This is a genomic window from Microbacterium sp. A93 (assembly GCF_051842835.1).
In genome coordinates this window covers 358,985-385,241 of sequence record NZ_JBPXMT010000007.1, presented here as the reverse complement: position 1 = coordinate 385,241, position 26,257 = coordinate 358,985, and the positions used below count along the sequence as shown (strand labels likewise).

Genomic DNA, 26,257 nt, shown 5'->3' with positions numbered 1-26,257 from the left:
CTAGGATCAAATGTCGAGGACGAGTTGTGCGTCGAGACTGCGTGAGACGCAGGGGAACAAGCATTCTGATGCCGAGCGCTCCGCATCATTCAGCAGAGAGTCGCGATGGTCTGGTCGGCCAGCGACGACGTCGGTTTCGCAGGTTCCGCACACCCCTTGACCGCACGATGTCAGCACATCGACGCCTATGCGGCGCAGTGCGCTGACCACGGTCTCGTCGACTGCCACGGTGGTAGAACGGCCAGATCTTGCGGCAACGACAGCGAAAGCGGTCGCGGGCGAGGATGACCTCGTGGATGCAGCGAATCGCTCAACCTTCGCTGGATGGCCGTCCCGGGGCGCGCCCCATGCCTCGACGTCGTCCAGCAACCGCGACGGTCCACAGGCGTAGACGCGCTCGGCACCGTCGATCGGCCGCCAGGCGTCGAGGTTGGCGCGTACGAACTCGTCCGCGCAGTGGATTGTGACCCGATCGGCGAAGCGTGCGAGTTCGTCGGCGTATGCAAGCGTCGTTCTGCTGCGGCCCAGGTACAGGAGCCGCCAGTCGGCGCCCAGCATGTCCGCCTGACGGATCATCGGAAGCAGGGGAGTGATACCGATACCGCCCGCCACGAACAGGTACCGGCCGGACGGTGCAAGGCGAAAGTTGTTTCGCGGCCCACCGAACCGCAGGACGTCGCCCTCGCGCACAGTGTCGTGCAGTGCGATTGATCCGCCGGATCCGTCCGCCTCGCGCTGCACGGCGATCCGGTAGGTAAGGGCATCCCATCGGTCACCGCAGAGCGAGTATTGGCGGGTGGTGCCATCATCAAGAATGACGTCGATGTGGGCGCCGGGCGACCAATCAGGTAAGCGCGTGCCGTCCGGAGCGCGGAGGCTGAACTCAACGACGCTGTCGGAGATCGCGCGGCGGCGTGCCACGACTAGGCGTCCGCTCGACGCGTCGCGCGGTATGGCAGTGGTGTCGAGCATGATCGAGGACAAATTCGTCTTCTCTTCGTTGAGGGCCCGACGGCGGTGTCGGTGAGAAGACGGTACCTTCGGAGTCAACGCGTCCGACTCCTGATTCCATTGAACGGAATTGGGAGTAATCTGCTCAGGGGAGGCGCAATGGCGCGGGGATCCGCAGGAGAGTCGGTGCTGAGCAAGCACCTGCGAGTTTTGGACGCCTTCAACGCGCTAAGGCCGTTTCTCACGCTGGCCGAGATCTCGGATGCTGCGGCGCTTGCTCCCTCGACAACGCACAGACTGGTCGCGGAGCTAGAGCGTGAGGGACTTCTTGAGCGGCTCCCTGATCGGTCATATCGACTGGGGGTGCGCCTGTGGGAGTTCGCTTCGCGCACGCCGGGTGCGCTGGGGCTGCGTGAGCTGGCGCGACCGTGGATGAACGCTGTGCACGGCCGTATCGCTCAGCACACACAGCTCGGTGTCTTGAACGGACTCGACGTCCTGTTCGTCGAGCGGATGTCCACCCGCGGTGCGGTGGTCAACGCGACGCTCATCGGTGGTCGTATCCCACTCGCCGTGAGCTCCAGCGGCCTGGTCCTGCTCGCACACGCCGGTGACGATGTCGTCAGTGAGGTGATTCGCGTAGGGTGGCCCCACCACACTCGGCACACGTTGCGTGACGGCGCCGCGTTGCGCGATCGGCTTCGCAAGATGCGCACGGATGGATACGCAGTGCTGGACGGGCACATCTATGAAGAGTCGCGCGGCGTCGCAGTACCTGTCTATGGACCGCAGGATGGCGTCTACGCGGCGCTCAGTGTTGTGATCCCCGTCGAGGAAGCGTCACCTGCCGGTGTGATCGAGATGCTCATTGTTGCAGCGGCGGGAATCACCCGCTCGATGAGCGACGCATACCTCAGTGGACTCGCGTCAGCGCCAGACGGATCGCCTGCGGGGATCGGACCCCTCGTCAGTACCTCCTTGGCGACGGTTGAGTACTTCGCGAAGCGAGGGGAGCGGAGTGCTGGCGAGCGGTAAATCCTTCGTCGAGAAGTGGCACTCAACGGTTGAGCGCAGACAGGCCCGCGATGCTGCTGCGCCAACGCCGCCTACTCGGGTATCAGTGAGTCTGTGCAAACATCGCTCGCGCCAAGCATCCTCGCCGCAGATTTGATTGAGGCCCTTGCAGAGTGAGGCGTTCGAACGGCTTTACCTCTGGCGCTACCAATTGGGGTACGTGAGACTGGTCTGGAACGCAGAATGTGACCGTCGTGGCAGTGTGAGAGCCAAGATCCGTGCCCACATTTTGCGTCAAACTGAACAGGAACCACCCCCGCTGAGGCGGGCTGAGCCCAGATCTTCCAACTCCTGAAACCGCGTAGATCCGGAGTTTCTGACTGATTCGGGTCGAGATCGGATTCAAAAGATGGGGTTCAAATCCCTCCGTCTCCGCCATAAAAACACCTGGTCGGAAGCTGTTTTCTCGAACGCTCCGCGTAAGGTTTGCGTCAGATTGCCCACTGGATTGTGGGCAGAAGGTCTGCGATTCGCCTGGCGGCCACGCATGAAAGCCCTGTTCACGTGCCTTTTCGCGTTGATTCGGCGTGAGGAGACGGAGGGGCTTTGTCCCTCGGTCTCCCTCCGTCGCCGTGTCCGGCTCAAGGGCAGCTCGCGCTGAGGGGAATCTAGCGTTCACTCATACTGGCTCGGCACCGATGAGGTGTCGGTCGAGCGGCGACTTCGCGGTGGACTGCACGCTCATCATCGTCGTCGAGTCCTTGACCAGGAACTCACGGACGCGCGGGCTGACATTCGTCCTCCAGTGATCCGACTCGTAGATAGCGCGGTAGGCGGCCTTCCGTGCATATTCATCAGGAAAGGCCCGAATCCACACGAAGCCATCGTCATCGTCCAGGTCGGTGAACGTGGCGACCACCGTCACGTCGGCGGCAATATGAAGGGGGATGATCACATTCTCCATGTACTGCACCCATTCACTCCGGAGTCCTGGAAGTGTCTGGTAGCGACGAATCTCGTAGAGCATGGGTTCCCTTTCGACACGGGGGTTTGCAGCACCTGACTGCGTCGCGGACTTAGCTAGCACGCGTGAGACGACCGTAGCCTTGAAGCTTCCAAGGCAGTAGGTCATGGTCGCGCAGGGTGGTGTCGATCTGCTGCGCGACCTCTGCCGCGAATGGTTTCGCGCGCCGCGTCGCAAGATCGACATTTACGAGAGTCGACTCAAGAGTGCACGCCAGACGATTCTGCGTCTCATCCACCAGGTATGCCGTCATGCAAAGTGCCTTTTCCGATGCTGCGTCGATACGAATACGGGTCGAGTATGAATCGTCTAGCCGCAACTCGGAGAAATAGCGAATGTGATGCTCTGCTGTGAAGGCGTCAGCGCCGTGCTCGTCGCGATAGTGTCCATCGAGCCCGAGGGACTCGCAGGTGTCAAGAATTACCTTCGCCGCCGCATCGAAGTAGTGTCGGATGTTCATGTGCTCGCGGTCGTCGATCTGCGCGGGCAGGACGGTCAGGCGCTCCGAGGCTGGCAATGCTTCCAACTGTTGGTAAGTCGGAATGCTCTCACGAGGCAGGCCACCTTCACCGTTGTCGCTCACGATGCTGGCTCAGCGGACTCTGGTCTGACCGTCGATGGAGAGCGTGTGCCCTGTGACGTAAGAGGAGCCCGGCGAAGCAAGAAACACCACGCCGTCGGCGATGTCCTCCGGTGTCGCGAGGCGGCGGAGCGCCACGTCCTCGGCCTTCTCGGCGAACCCGGTGTCCACCGAGCTTGCGCGAACGCGTCCGGTCATCGTGTAGCCAGGAGCGACAGCATTCACGCGGATACCGTCCGGCCCGATCTCCTCGGCGAGAGCTCGTGTGTAGTACCCCAGCGCGATCTTCGACATGCCATACCCAGCGAGCATCCCACCCGGATGGGCGACGGATGCCGAGAGCGACGTCGTGTTCACGATTGCAGCGCGCGACGACTCCCGAAGCGCAGGAACCGCTGCCTGACACATGTAGATCGCCGACATCAGGTTCACATCGAAGATGTGACGGATGTCCTCAATCGGAATTGTGCTTGCATTGCTCCGCGCGAAAGGTGTGATTGCTCCACCCGCGATGTTCGCGACGACATCGAGTCCGCCCCAGGCGTCGACGACCTTGGCGACGATCCGCGATGCCGCGGCAGGGTCGGTTAGATCGGCCTGGATGCCGATGGCTCTGCGTCCCAGGGCCTCGATCGCCTCCGTCGTGGGCGCGTCGGCCTCTCCGGGGATGTCTTTGCCCGACTCGAGGTTGATGTCGACCACGGCGACGTCCGCACCGTGCTCAGCCAATCGGATAGCCACAGCACGGCCGATGCCACGACCTGCTCCGGTCACGATTGCTCGGATACCCTGCAGTTGTTCGCTCATCGAAACGTCCTCGTCTCAGCACCATCGACCGCCGATCGGTCGTGATACCAGCCAACACGGCCGGGTGGGCGACAAGATCGGGCCCTGGTCTCGCAGCAGGCGCGACACTTGTCTCGCTCGAAGCCTCAGGGCTCGGAATCATTCGACGATGACGATGCCTTCGCGGATAGCCCAGAGAGCCACTTGGATTCGTGAGTTCAGCCCGAGCTTGGAGATGACATGGCTCACATGCGTGCGCGCGGTGCGTTCGCTAATGAACAACGTGTCGGCGATCTCCTGGTTGGAAAGCCCCTGCGCAACGAGCGCAACGACCTCTGTCTCCCGTTCGCTCAGGATCGCCTGCGTCGAGCCACGCGCGGAGTTGGCGACAGTCATCGCGATCTGTGGATCGATGTGGGCCTGCCCTCGAGCAGCGGTTCGTACGGCTTCAGCGACCTGCTCAGGAGAGGCGTTTTTCAGCAGGTAGCCATTGACGCCTGCGCTCATTGCCGCGTTGACGGTCGCTGCGTCGGTTGAGCTCGTCAGCGCGACAATCTTGAGATCCGGATAACGTTCGCGCAGGTGTCCGATCGTGGTGACACCATCCATCCCGGGCATGAGCAGATCCATCAGGACGACGTCGGGCACCCGCGTCTGTGCAAGAGTGTCCACGACGGCGATCGCCTCTCGGCCGTCCGCGGCTTCCCCGACGATGGCCAGATCCTTCTCTGTATCGAGAAAAGCGCGCAAGCCCTTGCGAACCATTGCGTGGTCGTCCACGAGGACGACGGTGATTTCGCTCACGATATGCCCTCCAGGCGCGCATCAGCCGCAATCGTACTAGCGACACTGTAGACGCCCGAGAACACGGACGTGACCGTGGTGCCGTGGCCAGGCTCGGTCGTTAGCGTCAGTGATCCGCCGTGGGCCTGCGCGCGTTCGCGCATCGCATCCAGCCCCACGGCGCTGGCGCTGCGGCGGGAGATGACGAATCCGTCTCCGTCATCGGTCACGACGACCCGGAGTGCGGTGGGGTCGTCCCGTGCCCGTGCGAGTTCGACGGTGATCCGTGACGCGTGGGAGTGTTTGACCGCGTTGCGCACAGCCTCCATCGCCAGCAGGAAGACGTCATCCTGCAGTTCGTGTGGAAGCGCATTCGGTTCGTCTTTGCCGACTACCTCAACTGTCATCCCGGCGGGAAGGTCGAGCCCTGCGCACTGTGCCCGCAGCGCCTGGACCAATCCGCCAGGGCCAACTTCGACGGCTCGGCCGCGGATGATGGTCGCTCGCATCTGTTCAAGGGCGCGGCGGGACTGCTCATACAGGTCGCCGATCTCTTCGGCCAGTTCCGGGTCGGCGATGGTCTCGGGTCGCCTGGTCAGCGCACGCGTGCGTAGCGAGAGAGAAAAGAGCTCCTGCGTGACAGAGTCGTGGAGTTCGCGTGACAGCCGTAATCGTTCCTCGTGCGCGGCCTGCTGCCGCAGTCGACGAAACATCCGTGCGTTCGAGATCGCGATGGCGGCGTAGTCCGCCATCGCGCGCAGAAACGCAATGTCGTCGTGATCTAGCTCCACATCCTCACGGCAGAACACGGTCAGGGCGCCGACGACGTCTTCTTTGCCCTCGGGATCTCGAACGCGGAGCGGTACGGCGATGAGAGTTCCGATGCGGAGGTTGCGAACCGTCTCGTGCAGGGGAGTCCATCGCTCGTCGGCAAAGATCGAGTTCCGCCACTGCGGGTCGATGATGACTTGACTCTCTTCGAGGGCGCGTACGGTGAGCAGTGGCGCCCCCAGTTGACGGCATGCCTCGAGCTTTTCGGCGTAGTCCTCGGGCAACCCTGCAGTTCCGGCGATGCGCACTCGGCGATCTGGGTCGAGCAAGGTCAGCGCACAGCTCTCCAAGTCAGCGGCCGTGCGCACTTCGCGCGCCAGTCTGCGGAGGGCGACGTCGAGCTGATCGGTCTCGCTCAGCGCTCCCGCCACAGCGACGATTGCATCGAGCTGTCTTCCGCGTCGAGACTTCTCGTGGACAGGCTCGAAGCGGATGAGGAAGCGCTCAGCGTCCTCGGAATCGAACGGGACTCGGGAGAACTCGACGGCGGTCCACCCGATCCGGGTGTGTCGAAGCCGGCCATGGAATTTCTGCGAACGGGAGTCGCTGAACGGTGATGGCTCACCGATAAGGCCAGCTCGATTACTAATGATCGCCGCAGCTGCCGGATTGATGTATTGATAGCGACTTTCGGCGTCGATGATCACGTGTGGCTCCGGCGATTGGCCGAGCAGCCTCTCGAGTTCGGTTTCCATCATTCTTCGTTCTACGGACGCGGCGGCGTCCGGTTGGGGCTAGTCAGCTGGTGCGGCGAGGGTATCCAGTGCACGACGGATGCTGTCGATCCCCGCAACAAAGTCGACTTCATCACCGTCGAGCATCCATCGGAAGGCGAGTCCGCGGAGCAGATTCATCATCAACTCGGCGAGTTCTCGTGGATTGGCTCCTTCGGCAAGACGACCGGTTTCGGCGCCCAGGGCGACCACCGTCTCTACGTCGGCGAGGAAGTCCCGATGGATGCCTGACACGTACTCCTGCAACCCGACTGCGGGTTTCAACGACTCGAACATCAGCGCATAGAAGCCCCGAAGCGATTGCGGCGATTCCTCGGCATTCATGCGGATCGACAGTAGGAGCGTGTCGATTGCGTCGATCCCCACCGCATCACCGACCGTCTGCGACATCTCGACGTGCCCGAAGCGCTTGGACAGCGTGGCAATGAGCGATTGCACGAGGTTCGCCTTGGTGCCGAATCGACGAGTGACGAGTCCGTGGCTGTACCCGGCGCGCTTTCCGATCTCGATCAGAGTAGTGCCCTCATAGCCTCGTTCCGCGATCAGGTCCGCGGTGGCCTGGAGGAGCTTGCGAGTCGAAATTGATGATCGCTTCTGCTGAGTCATGCGCGGGCGTTGCGGCGCCGCCTCGGTGATCGCTGCCTCGCTCTCGGTGCTCGCGCTCACGTTGTCGGTGATTGTCTCCGATGACATCCCGCCCCCTCTAGGATTCAAATGGTAGTTGTCAGGATACTCTTTATGAATCGGAAATGGGTATTTGACGCGACGGGCGTCGCAGAACGGAGCGACATCCGTCTCGATTCGGAGTTCTAGGCCAGGAGGAGTCTGCGCTCCTCGGTAGCCTGGCGAGACGTCGGTGGTGAAGCCGACAGGATGGAAGTACCGACATGGCTCGACCGATTCGATCCCGGCGCACTGTTCTGGCAGTGCCAGGCAGCAGCGAGAAGATGCTTGCTAAGGCGCAGACCCTCGACGCCGACTCCGTGTTCCTCGACCTCGAGGATGCTGTCGCACCCGCAATGAAGGTGGACGCGCGAGCGTCCATCGTGAAGGCGCTTCTCGAGGGTGGTTGGTCTGGTAAAACCGTGACGGTGCGCATCAACGATGCGACAACGGCGTGGGCATTCGAAGATCTTGCGACAGTGATCGCTGGTGCTGGCGCCCACATTGACTGCATCATGCTCCCGAAAGTTGAGCGTCTTGCCGATCTGCACTGGCTGGACACCTCGCTCGATCAGCTGGAGAAGCGGCACGGCCTCGAGCCGGGGCGCATCGGTATTGAGATTCAGATCGAGGGTCCATCTGGTCTCAGCATCGCCGATCAGCTCGCCGGCGGAAGCTCTCGGGTGGAGACGCTCATCTTTGGCCCGGGGGATTTCATAGCGTCGATGCAGCTGCCATCGTTGACGATCGGGGAGAACTCTCTGGGCGGCTACGCGCCCCTGGATACCGTCTTCGTGCTTCTGGCGATCGCCGCGCGCAAACACGGCGTGCAGGTGATCGACGGGCCCTACGGTGTGATCAGCGACCTTCCCGGATTCGAGATGGCAGCCGAGCGAGCTGTCGCGTTCGGATTTGACGGTAAGTGGGTGCTGCATCCGTCTCAGATCGAAGCCGGCAACCGCATCTTCGCCCCGCAACAGGCCTCGTATGATAGGGCGGAAGAGATCCTCGAGACGTATGCCTTTCACACTTCTGAGGCGGGTGGCGGGCTTGGTGCAGTCATGCTCGGTGACGAGATGATCGACGAGGCGAGCCGCAAGATGGCCGAAATGACGGCGTTGAAGGGTCGACGTGCAGGGCTTGTCCGGACCGTGAGCGACTCCTGAAACACGCTATGTATATAGAGCAACGCGTTGACCGGCTCGACTTCCTCGTCGACGAAGCGATGCGGGTCGCGCAGTCTCCGCTGCCGTCTGAAATTGCTGAACTGGCGGCGCAGGCGATCGCTGACGCGGTGACGTGCGCGATCGGTGGAACACGCGAACCTGAAGCTGCAGCATCCCGCCGCGCATTCCCCGGCGAGGGAAGCGTGCGCATCTGGGGGACTCAAGAGTCCCGTGATCCGATGACGGCAGCTTTCGTCAATGGCATCACTGCTCACAGCCTCGACTACGACGATTGGGCGCCGGGCTCGGGCGCGCATCCGTCCGTCGCAATCGTGCCCGCACTGCTGGCTGCGGCCGCGGGTCGCGAAGTGCCGGGGGAGAAACTGTTGGCGGCGTATGCGGCAGCCTACGAACTTCAAGAGCGGGTGGGCCTATCCATCAGCCCCTCGCACTACGAGATCGGATTCCATACCACGGGGATTGTAGGAGCGCTTGGCGCTGCCTGCGCGGCATCACTCGTCCTCGGGGCAGACCGGAATCAGCTGCGCGCAGCCATCGCGTATGCTGCGACCGGCGCATCCGGGTTGAAGTCGGTGTTCGGGTCGGCGGGGAAGCCGCTGAACGCCGGTAACGCCGCGAGTGCCGGGCTGCGCGCCGCGCTCTTGGCCGCTGCTGGCTTGGCAGGCCCGATCGCGGACACAGTGTTCGGACCGCAGGGTCTTGCTCGCACGCACTCGACCAGCGTCGACGAGACCTCACTGTCCCAGGCGTTCGGACAGCCGTGGCACATGCGCTCGCTGCTTTTCAAGTTCTCTTCCGCGTGTTTCGGCACCCATGGCGCGATCATGGCGGCCGGAATTCTGCGGAGCTCGGGTATCGAGGCGTCCCGCGTTCGCGCCGTGCACATTACGGTTCCCCCGATCACCCGGTCCGTATGCACGATCCCCGATCCGAGCACCGGCCAGGAGGCGAAGTTCAGTGTGGCATTCACTGCCGCAGCCGCGCTGGGCGGGCCCATCACCACCGCGACGTTTGCGGAGCCTTATCGGCCGTCGGACACGGTTCGGCGATTGATGGGGGCGACCACGCTCACCTTCGACGACTCCTACGCGAAGACGCAGACAACGGTCGCCGTGACCTCCGACGACGGCACGGTCAGGAGTGCTGAGGCGAATGCCGGCATGCCTCAGTGGCGAGCGCATTCGCGTGAGCAGCGAGAGGCGCTACGCGCCAAGGCGCATGACCTGTGTGACGCGCAGATCGGTGCGGAGGGTGTCGATCGTCTCCTCGATGCGGCGCACGGACTCACATTGGGGTCATCCGCAGGCACGCTGCTGGAGGCGATCGACAGTCTCTAGCGCGCCACGCGCGGCAGGATCCGATCACTGATGATCTTTTTCTGGATCTCGCTGGTGCCCTCGAAAATCGTCGTGAGGCGCGCATCGCGCCAGTAACGTTCGATCGGGAAGTCTCTGGTGTACCCGTTTCCGCCGTGTAGCTGGAGCGCACGCCCGGTAACGTCGACGCACATCTCGGTGGAGAGGAGCTTCGTCATCGCGGCTTCCCTCTCACACCCGATACCAGAATCCATGAGGTGCGCGACCTGCTGATAGAAGGCACGCGCCTGCGCAACCTGCGCCGCCATATCGGCGATCTCGAACCGGAGCGCCTGGAAATCCCCGAGTGGCTGCCCGAACTGCACCCGCTTCTGCAGATAGCTGATCGAGTCTTCAACGGCGGCGCGCGCAAGTCCGACGGCGCGTGCAGCAGTGTGCACACGCGCCACATTCAGACCATTCTCGACGGCCCGGAACCCTCGTCCCTCCGCACCGGAAAACCCGAACGGTTCGGCGATATCCGCATCCGTGACTCGCACATCACGCAGCTCGAGGTCGTAGCTGACGATGCCGTTGTAGCCGATCTTGTCGATCGGGGAGCCAGTGACACCGATGGGGAAACTGTTGCGGGCCTTTTCGAGCACAAAGGTCTCTACCGGTCCGCGGGTTCCATCGGGCTCGACAATCCGGCACATCACGAGGATGAAGTCGCCTTCAAAAGCGTTCCCGCACCAGCGTTTGGTGCCGGAGATGAGGTAGCCGTCGCCGTCACGAACGGCGATGGTCTCAATCGACCCGAGATCGGATCCCGACTCTGGTTCTGAAAACGCGGCCGCGCCGATCCACTCGCCGCGAGCGCTGCGACGTCGAGACCGTTCGGTGCGTTCGGGATCGGCGAAAGTGGTGGCTAATCCCTGCGCACGTGCGATGAGGCTCGCCGCGCTCATCCAACCTCGGCCGAGCTCCTCGGCGATCATGCAGTACTCGAAGACACCGAGTCCGAGACCGCCATATTTCTTCGGGACCGTGATGCCGAAGTATCCGTGCTCTGCAAGCTTCTGGAGCAGCTCAGCTGGCATAGCGGCTTCGTCGCGATCGTGAGCGTTGGCCGTCGGGAGAACGACGTCCGTCGCGAACGCCCTGGCCTCCGCGAGAATGGTCTGACGTTCGGGTGTAGACCAGGGGGGAAGGAGATCGGGCGCTGGGGCAGGCAGCTCGACGGTGTCGCGGTACGCGTTGCGACTCATCGTGTGGTTCCGTTCTGCCCCAGGCCGAGTCGTTCGCGAATGAAGCGGGCGATGTGCTCCATGGCTCGCTGAGATTCGGGAATCTGCGAGGCGAAGAACGGGAAAATGTGGATCATATTCGGCCAGACGTCGAGCTCGGCGGAGCCACCGGCATCCTTGATCTTCCGAACTACGCGGACGGAGTCATCGAAAAGCAGCTCTTCTGTACCGACGACAACCAGCACAGGCGGGAGACCGTCGAGATCGGCATATACCGGTGAGGCGTACGGTAGGTCGAAGTCGCCGTCTTCGCCGAGATAGCGCGTCGAGTAGGAGTGAGACCCTTTCGGGGTGACGATCGGATCCAGGTGTGCACGCTCCTGCACGGATGCGCCGGTGTGTGCCATATCAGTGAGTGGGGATAGCAACACCGCCCCGGAGGGGAGCGGGAGGCTGGCATCACGCAGGGCGACCAGTGTGGCCAGCGCTAACCCGCCACCAGCGGAATCCCCGGCGAGCAGGATGCGCTCGGGGAGGATGCCTTGCTCTAGCAACCATTCGTATGAGGTGCGGGCGTCGTCGAGCGCTGCGGGATATCGATGCTCGGGGGCCAGGCGGTACCCGACGGACAGCACGCGAGCACCGGTCATCGCCGACAGTCGCGCGCAGTGATCCCGGTACGAATCGATCGACCCGATCGAGTATCCGCCGCCGTGGAAGTAGAGCACGACAAAGTCGGATGAAGCGCCTGTAGCGATTGTCCATTCCAGTTGGACTTCCGCGTCATCGACCGGTTCGAAACGCGTCGATGACGGAATATCACGGAATCCGGACGCAAAACGCTCGAAGTTCTCTCGCAGTTCGGTCACCGTTTTCGTGTCGGCCTTGAACGGTGCCGCGCGTAGGCGGGCAACCAGAGCATGGAGCTCCTCGCTGGCCGGATACGGGTCAGGGAAGACTCGATCACTCACGGTGTGTCTCCTTCTATGAGTCGGTGTCTGTCGCGTGCTGCGCTATTTCCTGACGGATGGCATCGCCATGCTCGTCGAGGAAGGGCGCGCGCACCAGCGGGTCGGGCTTTGAATGGCTGAACTTGAGCGGCTGCCCCGCGATGATGGCGGGACGGCTCGCATTGGGATTCTCGACCTCGACGAGCATGTCCCGCGCCCAGGCATGAGGGCTTTCGAAGATGTCGCGCACGTCATTGACCTGCCCATAGGGAACCTTTCCGCCGAGCATTTTTGTCATCTCCGCGCGGGTGAAGCCCACAGTCCATTCGTCGAGAATGGCGCGGATGTCGTCTCTGTGCTGGGATCGTTCGAACTCAGTGACGAACCGGGGATCCGTGATGAGCTCCGCCTTGCCCATGATGTGGCAAAGCGCCTCCCAGCGCAGTTGCGTAGTCGCGGCGATCGCGATCCACCCGTCTTTGACCTTCAGGATGTCGAAAGGCGTGAGGATCGGATGAGTGTTCCCGATCGGCTTCGGCACGATGTCCGTGTACGAGTACTGATACACGATCCGTTCGGTGAGCGAGAGGATCGCGTCGTACATCGCAATGTCGACCTGCTGGCCGGTACCCGTCGCCCGCGCCTCGAGGACCGCGGCGAGGATGCCGGTCATCAGCAGAGCGCCGGGGAAAATGTCGCCCACACCGGGGCCGATCTTCACGGGATCGCCCGACTCGGTTCCGGTCACGCTCAGCGGGCCAGCCATCGCCTGGATCGTGATGTCCATCGCTGGCCAGTCGGCATACGGGCTCTCGCCCGCCCAGCGGGACCCGAATCCCGTCAGAGTTCCATAGACGAGGCGAGGGTTGATCGCGCTGAGAGTGGCATAGTCGATTCCGAGTCGGTCAACGACGCCGGGGCCGAAATTCTCCACCACGACATCGGCGGTGCGAATGAGCGCGAGGAACTCCGCGTGGCCCTCATCAGACTTCAGGTCGATGACGATGCTGCGCTTTCCGCGGTTGATGCTCTGGAAGTATCCGCCGAGCGTAGGGCCCGTCTCATCCTCGTCATTGTCGCGCTTGGGCAGCGGACCAACGCGTCGGGTGACCTCGCCGCCTGGTGCTTCCACTTTGATGACATCTGCACCCAGGTCGGACAGCATCATCGTGCCGTAGGGGCCGGCGAGTGCCGCCGTCAAGTCGACGACGCGTAGCCCCGCCAGGGGACCGCTCATGATTGCGCGCAGGACAGAGTCGGGGACAGCATCAGATCTGTCCGTTCACCGAAGCACGGGTCAGCACAGTCTCGAAGATACGCGCAGTCGCAGCATCCACCATGATCCCGTCGATAGCAACAGCGCCCTCGCCCTCGGCTTCGGCCGTGCGCATGGCGGTGACGATGTACTGGGCGCGGTCAATCTCCGCCTGCGTGGGGGAGTAGACCTCGTTCGCAACAGTGACCTGATTGGGGTGGATGGCCCACTTGCCGACTGCTCCGAGCTCAGCAGCCCAGACCGCCTGCTGACGGTAGCCTTCGGTCTCGCGGAACTCGCCGAACGGTCCGTCGATTGCGTCGATTCCATGGGAGCGTGCCGCCACCACGAGGCGTGCGCGTGCGGAGTGCCAGATGTCGCCGGGGTAGTTGGCGCTGGTCCCAATGTGAGCCGAGCGCATGCCGTGGCTTGCAGCAAGGTCGCCGACGCCAAGGATGATTGCCTCAAGACGCGGCGTGCTGCCAGCGATAGCGTCAACATCGGAGAGGGCCTCGACCTCTTCGATCAGCACCTCGAGGCCGATGCGGCCGACCGGGAGCCCGGCCTGCTCCTCCAGCTTGCTCAGCAGGGTGTCTACGAACCAGACGTCTCTGGCGGATTTGACCTTCGGGATGATGAAGATATCGAGATTCGCGCCCGCGCCTCGCACCACGTCGGTGACGTCGTCAAGGAACCAGGGCGTGGTCACGCCGTTGATGCGGACCGCGCGTGTCTTGTCGCTCCAGTCGAGCGTGTTGAGTGCCTCGACGGCCTGTGTCCGCGCGACGTCCTTCGCGTTCGGCGCGACAGCATCCTCAAGGTCGAGGAACACGAGGTCCGCGTCGCTTGCTGCCGCCTTCGCCATCATCTTGTGGCTGGTCGCGGGCGTCGACAGTTCCGAACGGCGGCGACGCAGCGGGCGCCCGTTCACAGTGGTCGGCTCAGGGAACAGAGGGGTGGTCATGACTGACTCCAATGGGATTGACGTTTGATGAGGACGGTACGACGGCATTCAAAGACCTGCCGGCCGTCGGAGGTGACACCCCAGTGCTGGAAGACGACGATTCCGGCGTCTTCGCGGTCTGCCGGGCGCTTCTCAAGAACTTCGGTATACGCGTAGATCGAGTCACCGTGATAAACGCTCGAGTTAAATCGGATGGCATCAAGGCCGAGCTCGCGAATCGCCTGCTCGGCTGTGTCTTGACTGGCGAGGCCGATTGTCAGGCATCCGGTGATGAGCCCGAACACGATCCGGGAACTGCCCCATTCGGAACCCTGCATGGATGCTTCGTTCCAGTGTTCCTGAGCGGAGTTCATCACCAGCTTGGTCAGCATCTGATTCTCGACCTCGTCCACGGTGGCGCCGCGGGCATGGCGCCAACGTTGTCCTACCTCGAACGATTCAAACCAGCCATCGTCGTCGACCAGGGTGAGCGCGCGTTCGGCCTTCATCAGAGCTCCTCCAACGTTGCGAGCAGGTTCTTGCGCACATAGGTCACGACGACCTCGTCACGCTGGTTGTATCCGGTCGTGCGCCAGGTGACGATCCCGCGTCCCGGTCTGCTCGCGGAGACTCGGGTCTCGAGCACGACAGAGTGTGCGCGGAGCGTGTCGCCCGCGTAGACCGGAGCGAGGAACTCGCATTCTTCGATACCGAGGAATGGGCCGGCCGATTCGCTGAGGTCCTCGACCGAAACTCCGACCACAGTGCACAGCACCAGGAACGGGTTGATCGGGCGCGAGGGATGCCCCTCGTGCTGGGCGAACTCCTCATTGAGATACAGCGGAAGAAAATACGCAAGGCTCGTCGAGAAAAGCGTGCTGTCCCCGATGTCGAGGGTTCGCCCCCAGTGGTGTTCGTACTCCTGACCTACCTCGAACTTCTCCAGGTAGGAGCCTCGACGGCGCACCGGGAAGTTGGCGAAATCGGGGGCTGTGCTTGTGCTGTTCATCGGATGCTCCTCACTCCACTATCCGCATGACGACGGTGGCGACGCAGACGGGCTTAGGACTCGACGGGATCGTCATCGTCACCTGCACTCGTACCTCTGCCCCTCCGGTTTTGTCGGTGACCTCTGCAAGAACTGCTGTCGCCGACACCTCCGAACCAGACGGAACGGGGGCGGGGAAGCGGACGGAGTCGAGACCGTAGTTCAGCGTGGCTTGGACGCCTTCCACGATGAGGAGGCTCTCCAGGAAGGGTGCAACGAACGACAGAGTCAGGTAGCCGTGTGCGATCGTGGTGCCGAATGAGCCCGCCGCAGCGCGCTTGGTGTCGACGTGAATCCACTGGTGGTCCTCGGTGACGTCGGCGAACCCGTTGATCCGTTCTTGCGTCACGATAATCGGGCCTGCAGAGCCGAGCTGTGCGCCGACCGCGGCTCGCAGCTCATCCAATGATGTGAACGTAGTCATCGTGGCTCCTAGAGAAGGCGAAGTAGAGTCGCGTTGGCCTGGCCGCCGCCCTCGCACATGACCTGGAGGCCATACTCAAGGTTGTTGTCGCGCATGTGGTTGAGCATGGTGGTCATAATGCGAGCACCGCTTCCGCCGAGAGGGTGCCCGAGAGCGATGGATCCGCCGAGCGGGTTGAGCTTCGCCTCGTCTGCTTTGGTGTCGTGCAACCAGGCGAGCACGACAGAGGCGAATGCTTCATTCACTTCGTACGTGCCGATGTCGTTGATCGAGATTCCTTTGCGGGCGAGTAGCTTCTCTGTGGCAGGGATGGGGCCGGTGAGCATCGGCATCGGGGGAGAGCCGACGACGGCAACCGTATCGATGGCCGCGATCGGCGTCAGACCGAGATCCTTCGCCTTGTCGGAACTCATGATGAGTAATGCAGCGGAGCCGTCGCTGATCTGTGAGGCGTTTCCGGCGGTGACCTTGCCACCCTCCTTGAAGGAGGTAGCTAAGGTAGCCATCTTCTCGAGGGTGCCTCCGCGTCGGATGCCCTGATCGCTGTCGACGAGGCCGGCGGCGGTCTCGATGGGAGCGATTTGGCTCGCGAACGCGCCACGGTCAGCCGCTGCGGCTGCTTTCTCATGCGAAGCAAGGGCGAATTGGTCGAGATCCGTGCGGCTGAGTTTCCAGTCATCGGCGATCATCTCAGCGCCGATGCCCTGGTTGGGGAAAGCGCTCCCATAGCGCTCTTGGTACTTCTTGCCGAGGGGTGTGTCGCCCGCAGCGGTGTTAGAGCCCATCGGAATCCGTGACATGCTCTCGACTCCACCCGCAACCACGATGTCGTAGTGGCCTGCCAGCACGCTGGCCGCGGCGAAGTTGACTGCTTGCTGGGAAGACCCGCACTGGCGGTCGATCGTCACCCCGGGAATATGCTCAGGCCATCCTGCGGAGAGCACAGCGGTGCGCGCGATGTCGAAGCTCTGTTCGCCGATCTGGCTTACGCAACCCCACATGACGTCTTCGATGAGCGAGGGATCGATATTGGCGCGGTGGATCAGCGCATTGAGTACGTGCGCCGATAGATCCGCCGGGTGTACTTCGGCGAGCGATCCGCCGCGTTTTCCGAGCGGGGTGCGCACGGCTTCGACGATAACTGCTTCGCGAGACATGGGATGTCCTTTCGTTGTGCCGCGATTGCGGCGTCAGAACCAGACGGGATCGAGATCCACGGTGAGGCGATCGAGGCTTGCAAGAAGATCGAGCTGTGCATCGATCTTCGGGAGTTCATACCGGCGGAAGTAGGCGGTTGCAGCACGCTTGCCCTCGTAGAAGGCTCCGTCCTTGCCGAACGACGCGAGGCTCTGCTCAAGCCAGATCCAGGAGAGGACGAGGTGACCGACCGCTTCCAAATAGATCGAGGCGTTGGCGAGGGCCACATCGGGCGAGGTACCATCCCAGATCGTATTGGTGACGTCTACTACACGGTCGAGGCGGTTTTTGATCTCGTTCGCGAATTCGGTTAGAGGTTCGTCTCCGATACTCGTCGCCTGATCGAGCGAGGCCCGGATCGTTGTGGTGAGAGCGGTGAGAGCCGCACCGTTCTCCATAATGACCTTGCGTCCGAGGAGATCGAGTCCCTGGATGCCGTGCGTGCCCTCATGGATCATGTTGAGCCGGTTGTCGCGGTAGAGCTGCTCCACGTTGTAGTCACGGGTGTAGCCGTATCCGCCATGCACCTGGATGGCGAGGTCGTTGGCGGCGAGGCACCACTGCGACGGCCAGCTCTTGGCGATGGGGGTTAGGACCTCGAGCAGAAGCCGGATGCGCTCTTTCTCTGCATCGTCCGGTGCGGTGTTCTGCCGGTCGACGAGGTCGGAGCAGTACAAGCCGAGCGCCAGGGATCCTTCTGCATAACTCTTCTGTGCGAGCAGCATCCGGCGCACGTCAGCGTGATCGATGATCGCGAGTTGGTCCGAGGCCGGATTCTTCGCTGTGACAGCCCTGCCCTGGAGTCGTTCGCGTGCATACTCGAGCGACTGGAGGTACCCGGTGTAGCCGAGGGCGGTGGCGATGAGACCGACGCCGATGCGAGCTTCATTCATCATGTGGAACATGTAGAAGAGCCCCTTGTGCGCCTCGCCCACGAGGTAGCCGACGGCGCCAGCATTCCCGCCAGGCGTGTGCTGTCCGTCACCGAAGTTCAATGCGGTGTTCGTTGTGCCGCGGAAACCCATCTTGTGGTTAAGGCCGGCGAGCATCACATCGTTGCGCTCATCGATGTCGCCCGCATCGTTCACAGTGTGCTTGGGAACGATGAAGAGGGAGATTCCTTTAACGCCGGCGGGGCCACCGGGGATCTTGGCGAGTACGAGATGCACGATGTTCTCACTGAGTTCGTGGTCTCCACCGGAGATCCACATTTTTCGTCCGAAGATGCGGTACGTGCCATCGTCTTGAGGTTCAGCACGCGTCTGGATGTCGGCGAGTGAGGACCCGGCATCTGGCTCTGACAGGCACATGGTGCCGAAAAAACGCCCTTCCAGCATGGGCAGCACCCATTTGTCGATCTGGTCCGCGCTACCGTGCGCGATGATCGCCGCCGCGTTCGCCTGCGTGAGGAAAGGGTAACCCGACGTCGATACGTTTGCTGCGGTAAAGATTGCCATGGAGGCGCGCGAGACGGATGTCGGAAGCTGGATGCCTCCGAACTGCTCGTCGAACGCTCCTGCGAAGAACCCAGACTGCGCGTACGCGGCCAGCGCCTCTCCGACTTCAGGGATCATCTCGACGCTGCCGTCAGGGAGCATATGGGGTTCGTGGGAGTCGACGGTCTTGTAGTGCGGTGCGAACTTCTCGGCGGCGATTTCCTCGCTGAGATCCAGGACGGCGTCGAAGGATTCACGGGAATGGTCGGCGAATCTTTCGCGTTCGGTGAGCGAAGCGACGTCTAGCCATTCGTAAAGGAGGAAGTCGAGGTCGCGCCGCGAGATTGTTGGATTGTTAGGCATTTTGACCCTCAGATCGAGACGCCGCCGTCGACCGGAAGGACGACGCCAGTGATGAAGCCGGATTCCTCAGCGGCGAGGAACTCGATCGCTCCTGCGATCTCGGCGGGATCCGCAAAGCGCGGGATTGGTCCGGTGAGTTCGGCGATGCGTTCCTCGGGGATCGACGCTGTCATGCGGGTGGCCGCTTGCGGTGAGATGGCATTGACAGTGATCCCGAATCCGGCAAGTTCCTTGGCAGCAGTCTTCGTGAAACCGATGATCCCGGCTTTGGCTGTGGCGTAGTTCGCTTGCCCAAAGTTGCCACGAAGTCCGGTGAAAGATGTGACGTTGATAATCCGGCCATAACCCTGCTCGCGCATCTGAGGAATGGCTGCTCGAGTGAAGCGGAATGTGCCGCCGGCGTGAACAGCGAGGACAGCCTCCCAGTCGTCATCGGTCAGCTTCCATAACACTCGGTCACGAAGAATGCCCGCGTTGTTTACGAGCACATCAACGCGGCCAGTGTGCTCGATCGCGGTTTGGATGACGCGTTCAGCATCCTCAGTGTTGGCGACATCTGCCTGAACGGGGATGCCACCGAACTCTGCGGCAGCAGCTTCGAGGACATCTCCGTCGAAATCGGCCATGACGACTTGTGCACCCGTCTGTGAGAAAGCGCGGGCCACCTCGAGTCCGATTCCGCGCGCTGCGCCGGTAATGACGGCGGTTCGTCCAGTGAAATCGAAGGCAATATTGCCCATGGTGTTCCTCTCCGGTGCACTGCTGTGTGCATGATGGTGCACTGCTTCGTACGTGATTGACCATACGACGTTTGGTATCTGACTAGCAACTTTATACGTGGCAAGTTGAACCGGTAGCGACATCTGTCGCGACTTCACCCAACTCGAGAGGGATTACTAAGTTCTTGGTTGACAACAAAGTCTTTGCCCCGCAAGCTGATCGGTGTCCGCAAGGTGGCGGATGACGCCGGCGGCGAGGCACACCCCGAGTGCCCGCCAGCCGATCCAAGGAAGGATCAATATTCGCATGGCTGAACAATCCACAGCGAACCCGACGACTGAGCCCGGCCAAGCCCGGCGAGTCTGGGTCTCCAGCTTTATTGGCGGAGCGATCGAGTTCTATGACTTCAGTATCTATTCGACGGCAGCTTCGCTCGTTTTTGCCGGTCTGTTCTTCAGCGGGTTACCCCCTGCGCTTGGGCTGGTTGCTTCATTTGGCACGCTAGCTGCTGGTTACGCCGCGCGACCCATCGGTGGCATTATCTTCGGCCACTTCGGCGACAAGATCGGCCGGAAGAAAACGCTGATCATCACGATCGTGGTGATGGGTGTTGCGACGTTCCTTGTCGGACTCTTGCCGACGACCGAGATGGTTGGCCCTGCCGCGGCAATGATGTTGATCGCTCTGCGACTCATCCAAGGTCTCGCCGTCGGTGGCGAGTGGGGCGGCGGTGTTGTACTGACGAGTGAGCACGCGCCGAAGGGGCGCCGTGCTCTGATGGGAACCGCAACGACGACGGGGTCGGCTGCGGGTCTTCTCCTTGGATTCGCCGCATTTGCCATTGTGATCCCCGCAACAGGAGACAACTTCATGACGTGGGGTTGGCGAATCCCGTTCCTCGTCACGATTGTCCTGTTCATCCTCGCCATTTACATGCGCTTGCGTGTGAAGGAGAGCGGGACCATGGTCAAGCGTCGGGCGGAGATTCTCGAGGCCGAGGCTGCAGGCCAGAAGTTCGAGAACCCGTTCGTCTCTGTGATGCGTACCAACTGGCGTTGGGTGATCATCGGCGCCTTGATCTTTACCGGGCCATTTTTGATTCAGAACCTCATGCTCACCTTCTGGGTTGCATACTCGGTTGGCACGAGCGGAGTACCGCAGGGCTCGATCATCAATGTCGGCATGATGGCGCTCGCTGCGTGTCTCGTGCTGCTTCCGGTGGCAGCGATAATCGCCGACAAGTATGGCCGACGCAAGGTCATCTTGTGGGGGATCGGGCTTCAGGTCATCAACTCGATACTCGTCGTGCCGATGCTGTCGTCTGGGTCGTTCGCGATGCTCACTGCGAGCTACGTGCTCACGTTCTCGATTCATGCGTTCATTCTCGGCCCGCTGACGGCGGTCTACGTGGAGCTGTTCCCGACGAAGAACCGCTACACGGGAGTTTCGGTCACCTACCAGCTGGCATCGCTCTTGGGAGGTGGCCTTGGCCCGCTCGTCGCACAGTCGCTGTTCGCCTCCGGAGTGAATGTTTGGCCGATCGCGTTGGGAGTAACTTTCCTTTGTGTCGTCGCGTTCCTCGCAACTCTTCTGGTGCGGCGAAAGGATGACGTCGACCTGCACGACATTGCTGAAGAGGGCGGAAGGGTCGTCGATGCAGTGCGCGTGCCCCGAGGCGTGTCTAACGCATAGTCGAAAAGCTACGGAAATTGAACGAAAGACCGTGTGTGCCGTTACGGCACACACGGTCTTTTTCTGAAAAGCGAAAGTGTTTGGGAGCAATGATGAATGACGAGATGAAGTCGAGCAGTTCTTTTGCAGGGCACACTGCGGTCATCACTGGAGCAAGCCGCGGCATCGGATTCGCGATCGCCCGCCGGCTCGTTGAGCAGGGAGCGCGTGTGTGCATCACAGCGCGCGGTGCCGAGGCTCTTGAGGCAGCGGTGAGTGTTCTGCCCGCAGGCACCGCTTTCGGCGTTGCAGGCAAGGCAGATGACCCCGAGCACCGTGCCGAGGTGTTCGAGCGGGTGCGTGCCGAGTTCGGTCCGCCGAGCATCCTGATCAACAACGCGGGTATCAATCCCGCCTACGGATCGCTCATGGATCTCGACCTGGGGCTCGCTCGTAAGATCACCGAAGTGAACCTGCTGGGCACGCTCGGCTGGATCCAGGAGGCAGTGCGCGCGGGTATCGGTTCGCAGGCTGACGCCTCGATCGTGAACATCGGCTCGATCTCTGGCGTCGCCCCCTCCGAGGGGATCGGATGGTACGGCGTGACCAAGGCCGCTATCGCGCACCTGACCGCCACGCTCGCGCTCGAACTCGCACCACGCGTGCGAGTGAATGGGATCGTGCCTGCCGTCGTCAAGACCGCGTTCGGTAAGCCTCTGTATGAGGGGCGCGAGGCAGAGGTTGCCGCAGAGTATCCGCTTGGACGACTGGGCGTTCCCGAAGACGTAGCGAACGCCGTGGCTTTTCTCGTGTCGAACGAATCTTCTTGGATTACCGGGCAGATGCTCACCCTCGATGGCGGATTAGTGCTTGCGGGTGGCCGTGCCTGACGAAGACCGCGACGAATGTCCCGCGTGAACACGACGGGGGTCCCTACTCACGCTTCGCGCTGATTGATTCACTGGATGTACAGCGGAATAGACGGGTGACGGAAGCCTGCACCGCATGAGTTGTGTCAGCAAAGGAATTCAATGATGAATGAAGATCTCATGCTCGATGAGAAGCTCTTCGGTCCGATCGATTTCGACCCAAGTGAGTTGCAGGGGCGTTACTTAGCGGAGCGCGATTTGCGGGTTCGGCCCGAGGGGAAAGCGCAGTACATTCCGACTGACAGCGGTCGATTCGGTTCGTACAGTGAGGACCCCTGGACACAGGAGATCGAGCGCGAACCTCTGCGTGACCACACTCAGGTCATCGTGGTCGGCGGCGGATTCGGTGGTCTTCTTCAGGGGGCTCGTCTCTTTGAACAGGGCATCAAAGACATTCGCACGATCGAGGTTGGTGGCGACTTTGGTGGCACCTGGTACTGGAACCGGTACCCCGGTGCGATGTGCGATATCGAGGCGCACGTCTATCTTCCGCTTTTGGAAGAACTCAACTATGCGCCCAAGCATCGTTACTCTTACGGGCCAGAGATGCTCGGGATCAGCCAGCGAATTGGTCGCGACTATGGCCTCTATGAGAAGGCGCTGTTTCAGACCTCGGTGAAGGATGCCACCTGGGATGAGGAAAACGCGCGTTGGATTGTGCGCACCGATCGGGGCGACGAAATTACCGCCGACATCCTTATCGTTGCCTGCGGCCGCCAGAGCTTGCCGAAATTGCCTGGTATCCCCGGTATTGAAGACTTCGAGGGGCACATTTTTCACTCCAGCCGGTGGGACTACGACTACACAGGCGGAGACTCTACCGGTGGGCTCCTCGGACTCATCGACAAAAAGGTCGGCGTGATCGGCACTGGAGCGACGGGGCTTCAAGTGGTTCCCGCCGTCGCCGAAGATGCACAGGAGCTCTTCGTATTTCAGCGCACACCGTCTACCGTCGGTGTGCGAGGGCAGCGCGAGACGTCGCCCGATTGGGCGGACAGATCCCAGCCAGGGTGGCAGCGTGCTCGCCGCGCGAACTTCCAGTCCCACTTCCAGTTCGGCACGCGCATTGGTGCGTCGGCGCCCGACGCGGACCTCGTGGGTGACGGATGGACGAAGACGTTCGAGGTGCTTTCTGAGCCGATCGAACATGTCGAAGGGCGGCTGGGGCGTATGCCCGACGCCGACGAGCTGAACGAACTCAACATCATTAATGACTATCGCGTGATGAACAACCTGCGCGCACGGATCGACGAGATCGTGACTGACCCCGTCACTGCGAACGCGCTCAAGCCGCACTACCGTTGGTGGTGCAAGCGCCCAGGGTGGCACGACGACTACCTCGAGTCATTCAACCGTGACAACGTCCACCTTGTCGACACGCATGGACAGGGCGTCGAAGCGTTCACCAAGAAGGGTGTCATTGTCGGGGGCAAGGAATACCCACTCGACTGCGTCATCATGGCCACCGGCTTCGAAGCGACCATCGAGTACACCCGACTTGCCGGCTTTGAGTTTCACGGGCGCGGCACCAGTCTGACCGATCACTGGCGCAATGCTGGCGTTCGCACCTTCCACGGGATGTCGACAGACAAGTTCCCGAACTTGTTCTTCATCGGTGGCAACCTGCAGACAGTCTCCGCGGTCAATGCGGTGCACCTCCTCGACGAGCAGGCGAAGTACGTCGCACATATCGTCACCAACTTCGTCGAGCGAGGCGCGCGCACGATTGAGCCGACGGCAGAGGCAGTCGACGCCTGGGTGCAGGAGATCCGCACGGCTCCTTCGAACAAGTCGCAGTTTGAGTTCTATCTCGAGTGCACGCCTGGCTATTACAACAACGACGGCAAGGCGGCCAGCATGGACGACCTGTTCACCGGCGGACGGTACGGCGGCGGGGCGCTTGCATACTACGAGCTGCTCGAGAACTGGTCAGACGGCACGCTCGAGGGTTTCGTCGCCGAAAAGTGATTCTTCTGGCCTCGATGCCTTTAGAGCGCGGAGCCAGAATGCGACGCCGAGACAATCGTCGCGGCGTCGTGGGGTCAGTAAGCCCTTATGCCCGGCACCGCAATGCGATTGCCTAGAAATAACGACCCGGCGGCGCCGGAAAGTAGTTCAAAGAGCACCACAACCAGATCAAAGAGGATCACTGTGACTAATACAAATACCCCTGTTGAGACAACGAGCGCAACCAGGACTGCTCTGGTTACGGGAGCAGCCAGCGGAATTGGGAAAGCTATTGCGGAACAGTTCGCTGCCGATGGCATCCATGTTGTCGCTCTCGACCGCTCCGAGTCGGTGCGCGAGATCGGCGCGACGCACTCACTCGTCGTTGATCTCGGTGACCGAGTAGATATCGATGCGGCACTCGCTGAACTCGAGGCGAAGGGCGTTCAGGTAGATATTTTGGTCAACTGCGCGGGTATCCAGCCGCAAGCGAGTAATCGCGGCAAGAACTACGTCGAAGACGTCACCGACGACGTGTGGGATCTCACGCTCGCAGTCAATCTCACGGCGCCATTCCGACTGTCACGCGCGTTCGTGCCAGGGATGAAGGCCCGCGGCTGGGGACGCATCATTAATATCGCATCGCGAGCAGGCCAGACTTACGTTGCTTCGACCACGACCGATTACAGCGCCAGCAAAGCGGGCCTCATCGGATTCACTCGCATGCTGGCAGGTGAAGTCAGCCAGTACGGCGTCACCGTCAATGCTGTGGCTCCGGGACGCATCTCTACTCCGCTTGCGAACGCGCAGTCCGAGGAATCTATTGCAGCAATGGTGGCGACAATCCCCGCGGGCAGAGTTGGCACGCCATCCGAGCTCGCTGCCACCGTGATCTTCCTTGCTTCCGAGCCTGCTGCCTACATCACCGGAGCGACCATCGCCGTCAACGGCGGCGCTTACATGCCCTGATTCGCCCACAACCTCGACAGTGCGACAGCGCTGAAGATCAATGGAGATCACGAATGACGAATAACACCATCCTCGATATCGGTAGTGATCGGCTTCGAGAGATTCGAGAAGTCGATCACGCTCGGCGAGACGCTCCGGATGCCGCCTTCATCGAGCAGATGCGCGAACGTTTTCCTAGCGAAGCGGAGTATGACCGGATGCTCACGCGCAAGGCCGAAAGCCGGGCTGATCCGCGACAGGCGCCGAGCACGCTCGAAGACTTGCGCGTGGCACTCGACGCCTTCCTCGACGCAAAAGTGAAAGGGCCGCACCGTGTTGACAACATGCGCTGGCTCTCCGGTGGCGCATCCAAACTGCAGGCTGCTTTCTCGCTCGAATGGAATGATCCTCTGGAGGGCCTAACCACCTCGCAGCTTGTGCTGCGGATGGAGCCACAGGAGTCGCTGAACGCCACGAGCCGTACTCGGGAGTATGAGCTGATCAACGCCCTCGGCAACTACCTCCCTGTGCCTCGCGCGTACTGGGTTGATGACGCCGCGGAGTTCTTTCCGCAGTCAACGTTGATCTATGCACTGGCTAGCGGTGTGAGTAAGCCTCACGCTGTGGAGGGGCGGCCCTCGGGCGTCGGCAGCGCGTTCGATTCAGAGCTTCGTGCTGAGATCGGCCCGCAGTTTGTCGCACACCTGGCGACGCTGCATTCGCTCGAAGCAGCGAGTCTCGATTTGCCGTCTTTCGATCTTCCCCGCGTTGGAACCACGGATACGGCGGTCTGGCAACTAAATCGCACGCGCCGGGTCTGGGAAGAAGACCGTGCTGAGGAATTCCCCCTGTGGGAGGTCGCCGCGAATTGGCTTGAGCGCAATGCCCCCGAACTTGACCGGGTGAGTGTGTTGCACGGAGATTACCGCACCGGCAATTTCCTCTTCGACGAGGACACCAAACAGATCACCACCTGGCTGGACTGGGAACGTGGGCACCTCGGTGATCGTCACCGTGATCTCGCCTGGGCAACGCTGCCTACCTTTGGAAACCTGGCCGAAGACGGTAAGACCGTACTTGTTGTGGGGCTGGTGCCGTATGACGAGTTCATTAGCGAGTATGAACGCCTCTCAGGGCTCACCGTGGATCCTGTGCGTCTGCGTTACTACCGGATCCTGAACACTTTCCAGCTCATTGCATCGACGCTCGGCACAGGCTCGCGTGTCATTCGCCTCGCTAAGTCTCACCAGGATGTGCTGTTGGCGTGGCTTGAGGGTGTTGTGTATTCGCTGGGCGAAGAGCTGCGCACATCAATCCTTGAGGAGAGCTGA

25 protein-coding genes are annotated in these 26,257 nt (G+C 61.7%); 8 read left to right on the top strand and 17 right to left on the bottom strand.

Annotated features, from left to right (window positions below; genetic code table 11):
- Positions 1–6: 6 nt before the first annotated feature.
- Positions 7–972, bottom strand: a complete 966-nt coding sequence (locus tag ACSU1G_RS19375; protein ID WP_439281613.1) for a PDR/VanB family oxidoreductase — start codon at positions 970–972, stop codon at positions 7–9.
- 165 nt (positions 973–1,137) lie between these two features.
- On the opposite strand from ACSU1G_RS19375, the gene ACSU1G_RS19370 reads away from it, so the two are divergent.
- A complete protein-coding gene (locus ACSU1G_RS19370) occupies positions 1,138–1,986 on the top strand; it encodes an IclR family transcriptional regulator (RefSeq protein WP_439281612.1) in 849 nt (282 codons plus the stop codon).
- A gap of 658 nt (positions 1,987–2,644) precedes the next feature.
- Here ACSU1G_RS19370 and ACSU1G_RS19365 read toward each other — a convergent pair.
- From ACSU1G_RS19365 to ACSU1G_RS19340, 6 genes are all read right to left on the bottom strand, one after another.
- The gene (locus ACSU1G_RS19365) at positions 2,645–2,992 is read right to left on the bottom strand and encodes an NIPSNAP family protein (protein WP_439281611.1); all 348 of its coding nucleotides are present in this window, start codon (positions 2,990–2,992) and stop codon (positions 2,645–2,647) included.
- A gap of 49 nt (positions 2,993–3,041) precedes the next feature.
- Complete coding sequence (locus tag ACSU1G_RS19360) at positions 3,042–3,572, bottom strand: thioesterase family protein (RefSeq protein WP_439281610.1); 531 nt, start codon at positions 3,570–3,572, stop codon at positions 3,042–3,044.
- A gap of 9 nt (positions 3,573–3,581) precedes the next feature.
- Positions 3,582–4,376 (bottom strand): SDR family NAD(P)-dependent oxidoreductase, encoded by a 795-nt coding sequence (locus ACSU1G_RS19355; RefSeq protein WP_439281609.1) that lies wholly within the window; start codon positions 4,374–4,376, stop codon positions 3,582–3,584.
- 138 nt (positions 4,377–4,514) lie between these two features.
- Positions 4,515–5,159, bottom strand: coding sequence for a response regulator (locus tag ACSU1G_RS19350; RefSeq protein WP_439281608.1), 645 nt, complete (start codon positions 5,157–5,159; stop codon positions 4,515–4,517).
- A complete protein-coding gene (locus ACSU1G_RS19345) occupies positions 5,156–6,667 on the bottom strand; it encodes an ATP-binding protein (protein ID WP_439281607.1) in 1,512 nt (503 codons plus the stop codon). The genes ACSU1G_RS19350 and ACSU1G_RS19345 overlap by 4 nt, the downstream gene beginning before the upstream one ends.
- Positions 6,668–6,703: 36 nt before the next feature.
- A complete protein-coding gene (locus tag ACSU1G_RS19340; RefSeq protein WP_439281606.1) occupies positions 6,704–7,396 on the bottom strand; it encodes a TetR/AcrR family transcriptional regulator in 693 nt (230 codons plus the stop codon).
- Positions 7,397–7,590: 194 nt separating this feature from the next.
- Between ACSU1G_RS19340 and ACSU1G_RS19335 the strand changes: the two genes are divergently transcribed.
- Together ACSU1G_RS19335 and ACSU1G_RS19330 are read left to right on the top strand one after the other, a co-directional pair.
- Positions 7,591–8,532 (top strand): HpcH/HpaI aldolase/citrate lyase family protein, encoded by a 942-nt coding sequence (locus ACSU1G_RS19335; RefSeq protein WP_439281605.1) that lies wholly within the window; start codon positions 7,591–7,593, stop codon positions 8,530–8,532.
- An 8-nt stretch (positions 8,533–8,540) separates the two neighbouring features.
- Positions 8,541–9,890: an MmgE/PrpD family protein gene (locus tag ACSU1G_RS19330; protein WP_439281604.1), complete on the top strand. Its 1,350-nt coding sequence runs from the start codon at positions 8,541–8,543 to the stop codon at positions 9,888–9,890.
- On the opposite strand, the gene ACSU1G_RS19325 is transcribed toward ACSU1G_RS19330, so the two are convergent.
- The 10 genes from ACSU1G_RS19325 to ACSU1G_RS19280 are packed head-to-tail and all read right to left on the bottom strand — an operon-like array spanning position 9,887 to position 19,574.
- Complete coding sequence (locus ACSU1G_RS19325; RefSeq protein ID WP_439281646.1) at positions 9,887–11,083, bottom strand: acyl-CoA dehydrogenase family protein; 1,197 nt, start codon at positions 11,081–11,083, stop codon at positions 9,887–9,889. The two genes, ACSU1G_RS19330 and ACSU1G_RS19325, sit on opposite strands and share 4 nt — an antisense overlap.
- A 29-nt stretch (positions 11,084–11,112) precedes the next feature.
- Positions 11,113–12,066 (bottom strand): alpha/beta hydrolase, encoded by a 954-nt coding sequence (locus ACSU1G_RS19320; RefSeq protein ID WP_439281603.1) that lies wholly within the window; start codon positions 12,064–12,066, stop codon positions 11,113–11,115.
- 13 nt (positions 12,067–12,079) lie between these two features.
- Positions 12,080–13,282: a CaiB/BaiF CoA transferase family protein gene (locus tag ACSU1G_RS19315; protein ID WP_439281602.1), complete on the bottom strand. Its 1,203-nt coding sequence runs from the start codon at positions 13,280–13,282 to the stop codon at positions 12,080–12,082.
- 31 nt (positions 13,283–13,313) lie between these two features.
- Positions 13,314–14,264: an HpcH/HpaI aldolase/citrate lyase family protein gene (locus ACSU1G_RS19310; protein ID WP_439281601.1), complete on the bottom strand. Its 951-nt coding sequence runs from the start codon at positions 14,262–14,264 to the stop codon at positions 13,314–13,316.
- A complete protein-coding gene (locus ACSU1G_RS19305; RefSeq protein ID WP_439281600.1) occupies positions 14,261–14,752 on the bottom strand; it encodes a MaoC family dehydratase in 492 nt (163 codons plus the stop codon). The genes ACSU1G_RS19310 and ACSU1G_RS19305 overlap by 4 nt, the downstream gene beginning before the upstream one ends.
- Complete coding sequence (locus ACSU1G_RS19300) at positions 14,752–15,252, bottom strand: MaoC family dehydratase (protein ID WP_439281599.1); 501 nt, start codon at positions 15,250–15,252, stop codon at positions 14,752–14,754. The genes ACSU1G_RS19305 and ACSU1G_RS19300 overlap by 1 nt, the downstream gene beginning before the upstream one ends.
- 10 nt (positions 15,253–15,262) lie before the next feature.
- Positions 15,263–15,715: a MaoC family dehydratase gene (locus ACSU1G_RS19295; RefSeq protein WP_439281598.1), complete on the bottom strand. Its 453-nt coding sequence runs from the start codon at positions 15,713–15,715 to the stop codon at positions 15,263–15,265.
- Positions 15,716–15,723: 8 nt separating this feature from the next.
- Entirely contained in the window at positions 15,724–16,872 is a 1,149-nt protein-coding gene (locus ACSU1G_RS19290; protein WP_439281597.1) for a thiolase family protein, read from the bottom strand.
- Between the two features lie 33 nt (positions 16,873–16,905).
- A complete protein-coding gene (locus tag ACSU1G_RS19285; RefSeq protein ID WP_439281596.1) occupies positions 16,906–18,711 on the bottom strand; it encodes an acyl-CoA dehydrogenase in 1,806 nt (601 codons plus the stop codon).
- A gap of 8 nt (positions 18,712–18,719) precedes the next feature.
- The gene (locus tag ACSU1G_RS19280) at positions 18,720–19,574 is read right to left on the bottom strand and encodes an SDR family oxidoreductase (protein WP_439281595.1); all 855 of its coding nucleotides are present in this window, start codon (positions 19,572–19,574) and stop codon (positions 18,720–18,722) included.
- Positions 19,575–19,737: 163 nt separating this feature from the next.
- On the opposite strand from ACSU1G_RS19280, the gene ACSU1G_RS19275 reads away from it, so the two are divergent.
- From ACSU1G_RS19275 to ACSU1G_RS19255, 5 genes are all read left to right on the top strand, one after another.
- Positions 19,738–21,123, top strand: a complete 1,386-nt coding sequence (locus tag ACSU1G_RS19275; protein WP_439281594.1) for an MFS transporter — start codon at positions 19,738–19,740, stop codon at positions 21,121–21,123.
- An 89-nt stretch (positions 21,124–21,212) separates the two neighbouring features.
- Positions 21,213–21,992 (top strand): SDR family oxidoreductase, encoded by a 780-nt coding sequence (locus ACSU1G_RS19270; RefSeq protein ID WP_439281593.1) that lies wholly within the window; start codon positions 21,213–21,215, stop codon positions 21,990–21,992.
- 144 nt (positions 21,993–22,136) lie between these two features.
- Positions 22,137–23,999, top strand: coding sequence for a flavin-containing monooxygenase (locus ACSU1G_RS19265; protein ID WP_439281592.1), 1,863 nt, complete (start codon positions 22,137–22,139; stop codon positions 23,997–23,999).
- A gap of 87 nt (positions 24,000–24,086) precedes the next feature.
- On the top strand, positions 24,087–24,947 hold the full coding sequence (locus tag ACSU1G_RS19260; protein ID WP_439281591.1) for an SDR family NAD(P)-dependent oxidoreductase: 861 nt from the start codon (positions 24,087–24,089) through the stop codon (positions 24,945–24,947).
- A 53-nt stretch (positions 24,948–25,000) separates the two neighbouring features.
- Positions 25,001–26,257, top strand: coding sequence for a phosphotransferase family protein (locus tag ACSU1G_RS19255; protein ID WP_439281590.1), 1,257 nt, complete (start codon positions 25,001–25,003; stop codon positions 26,255–26,257).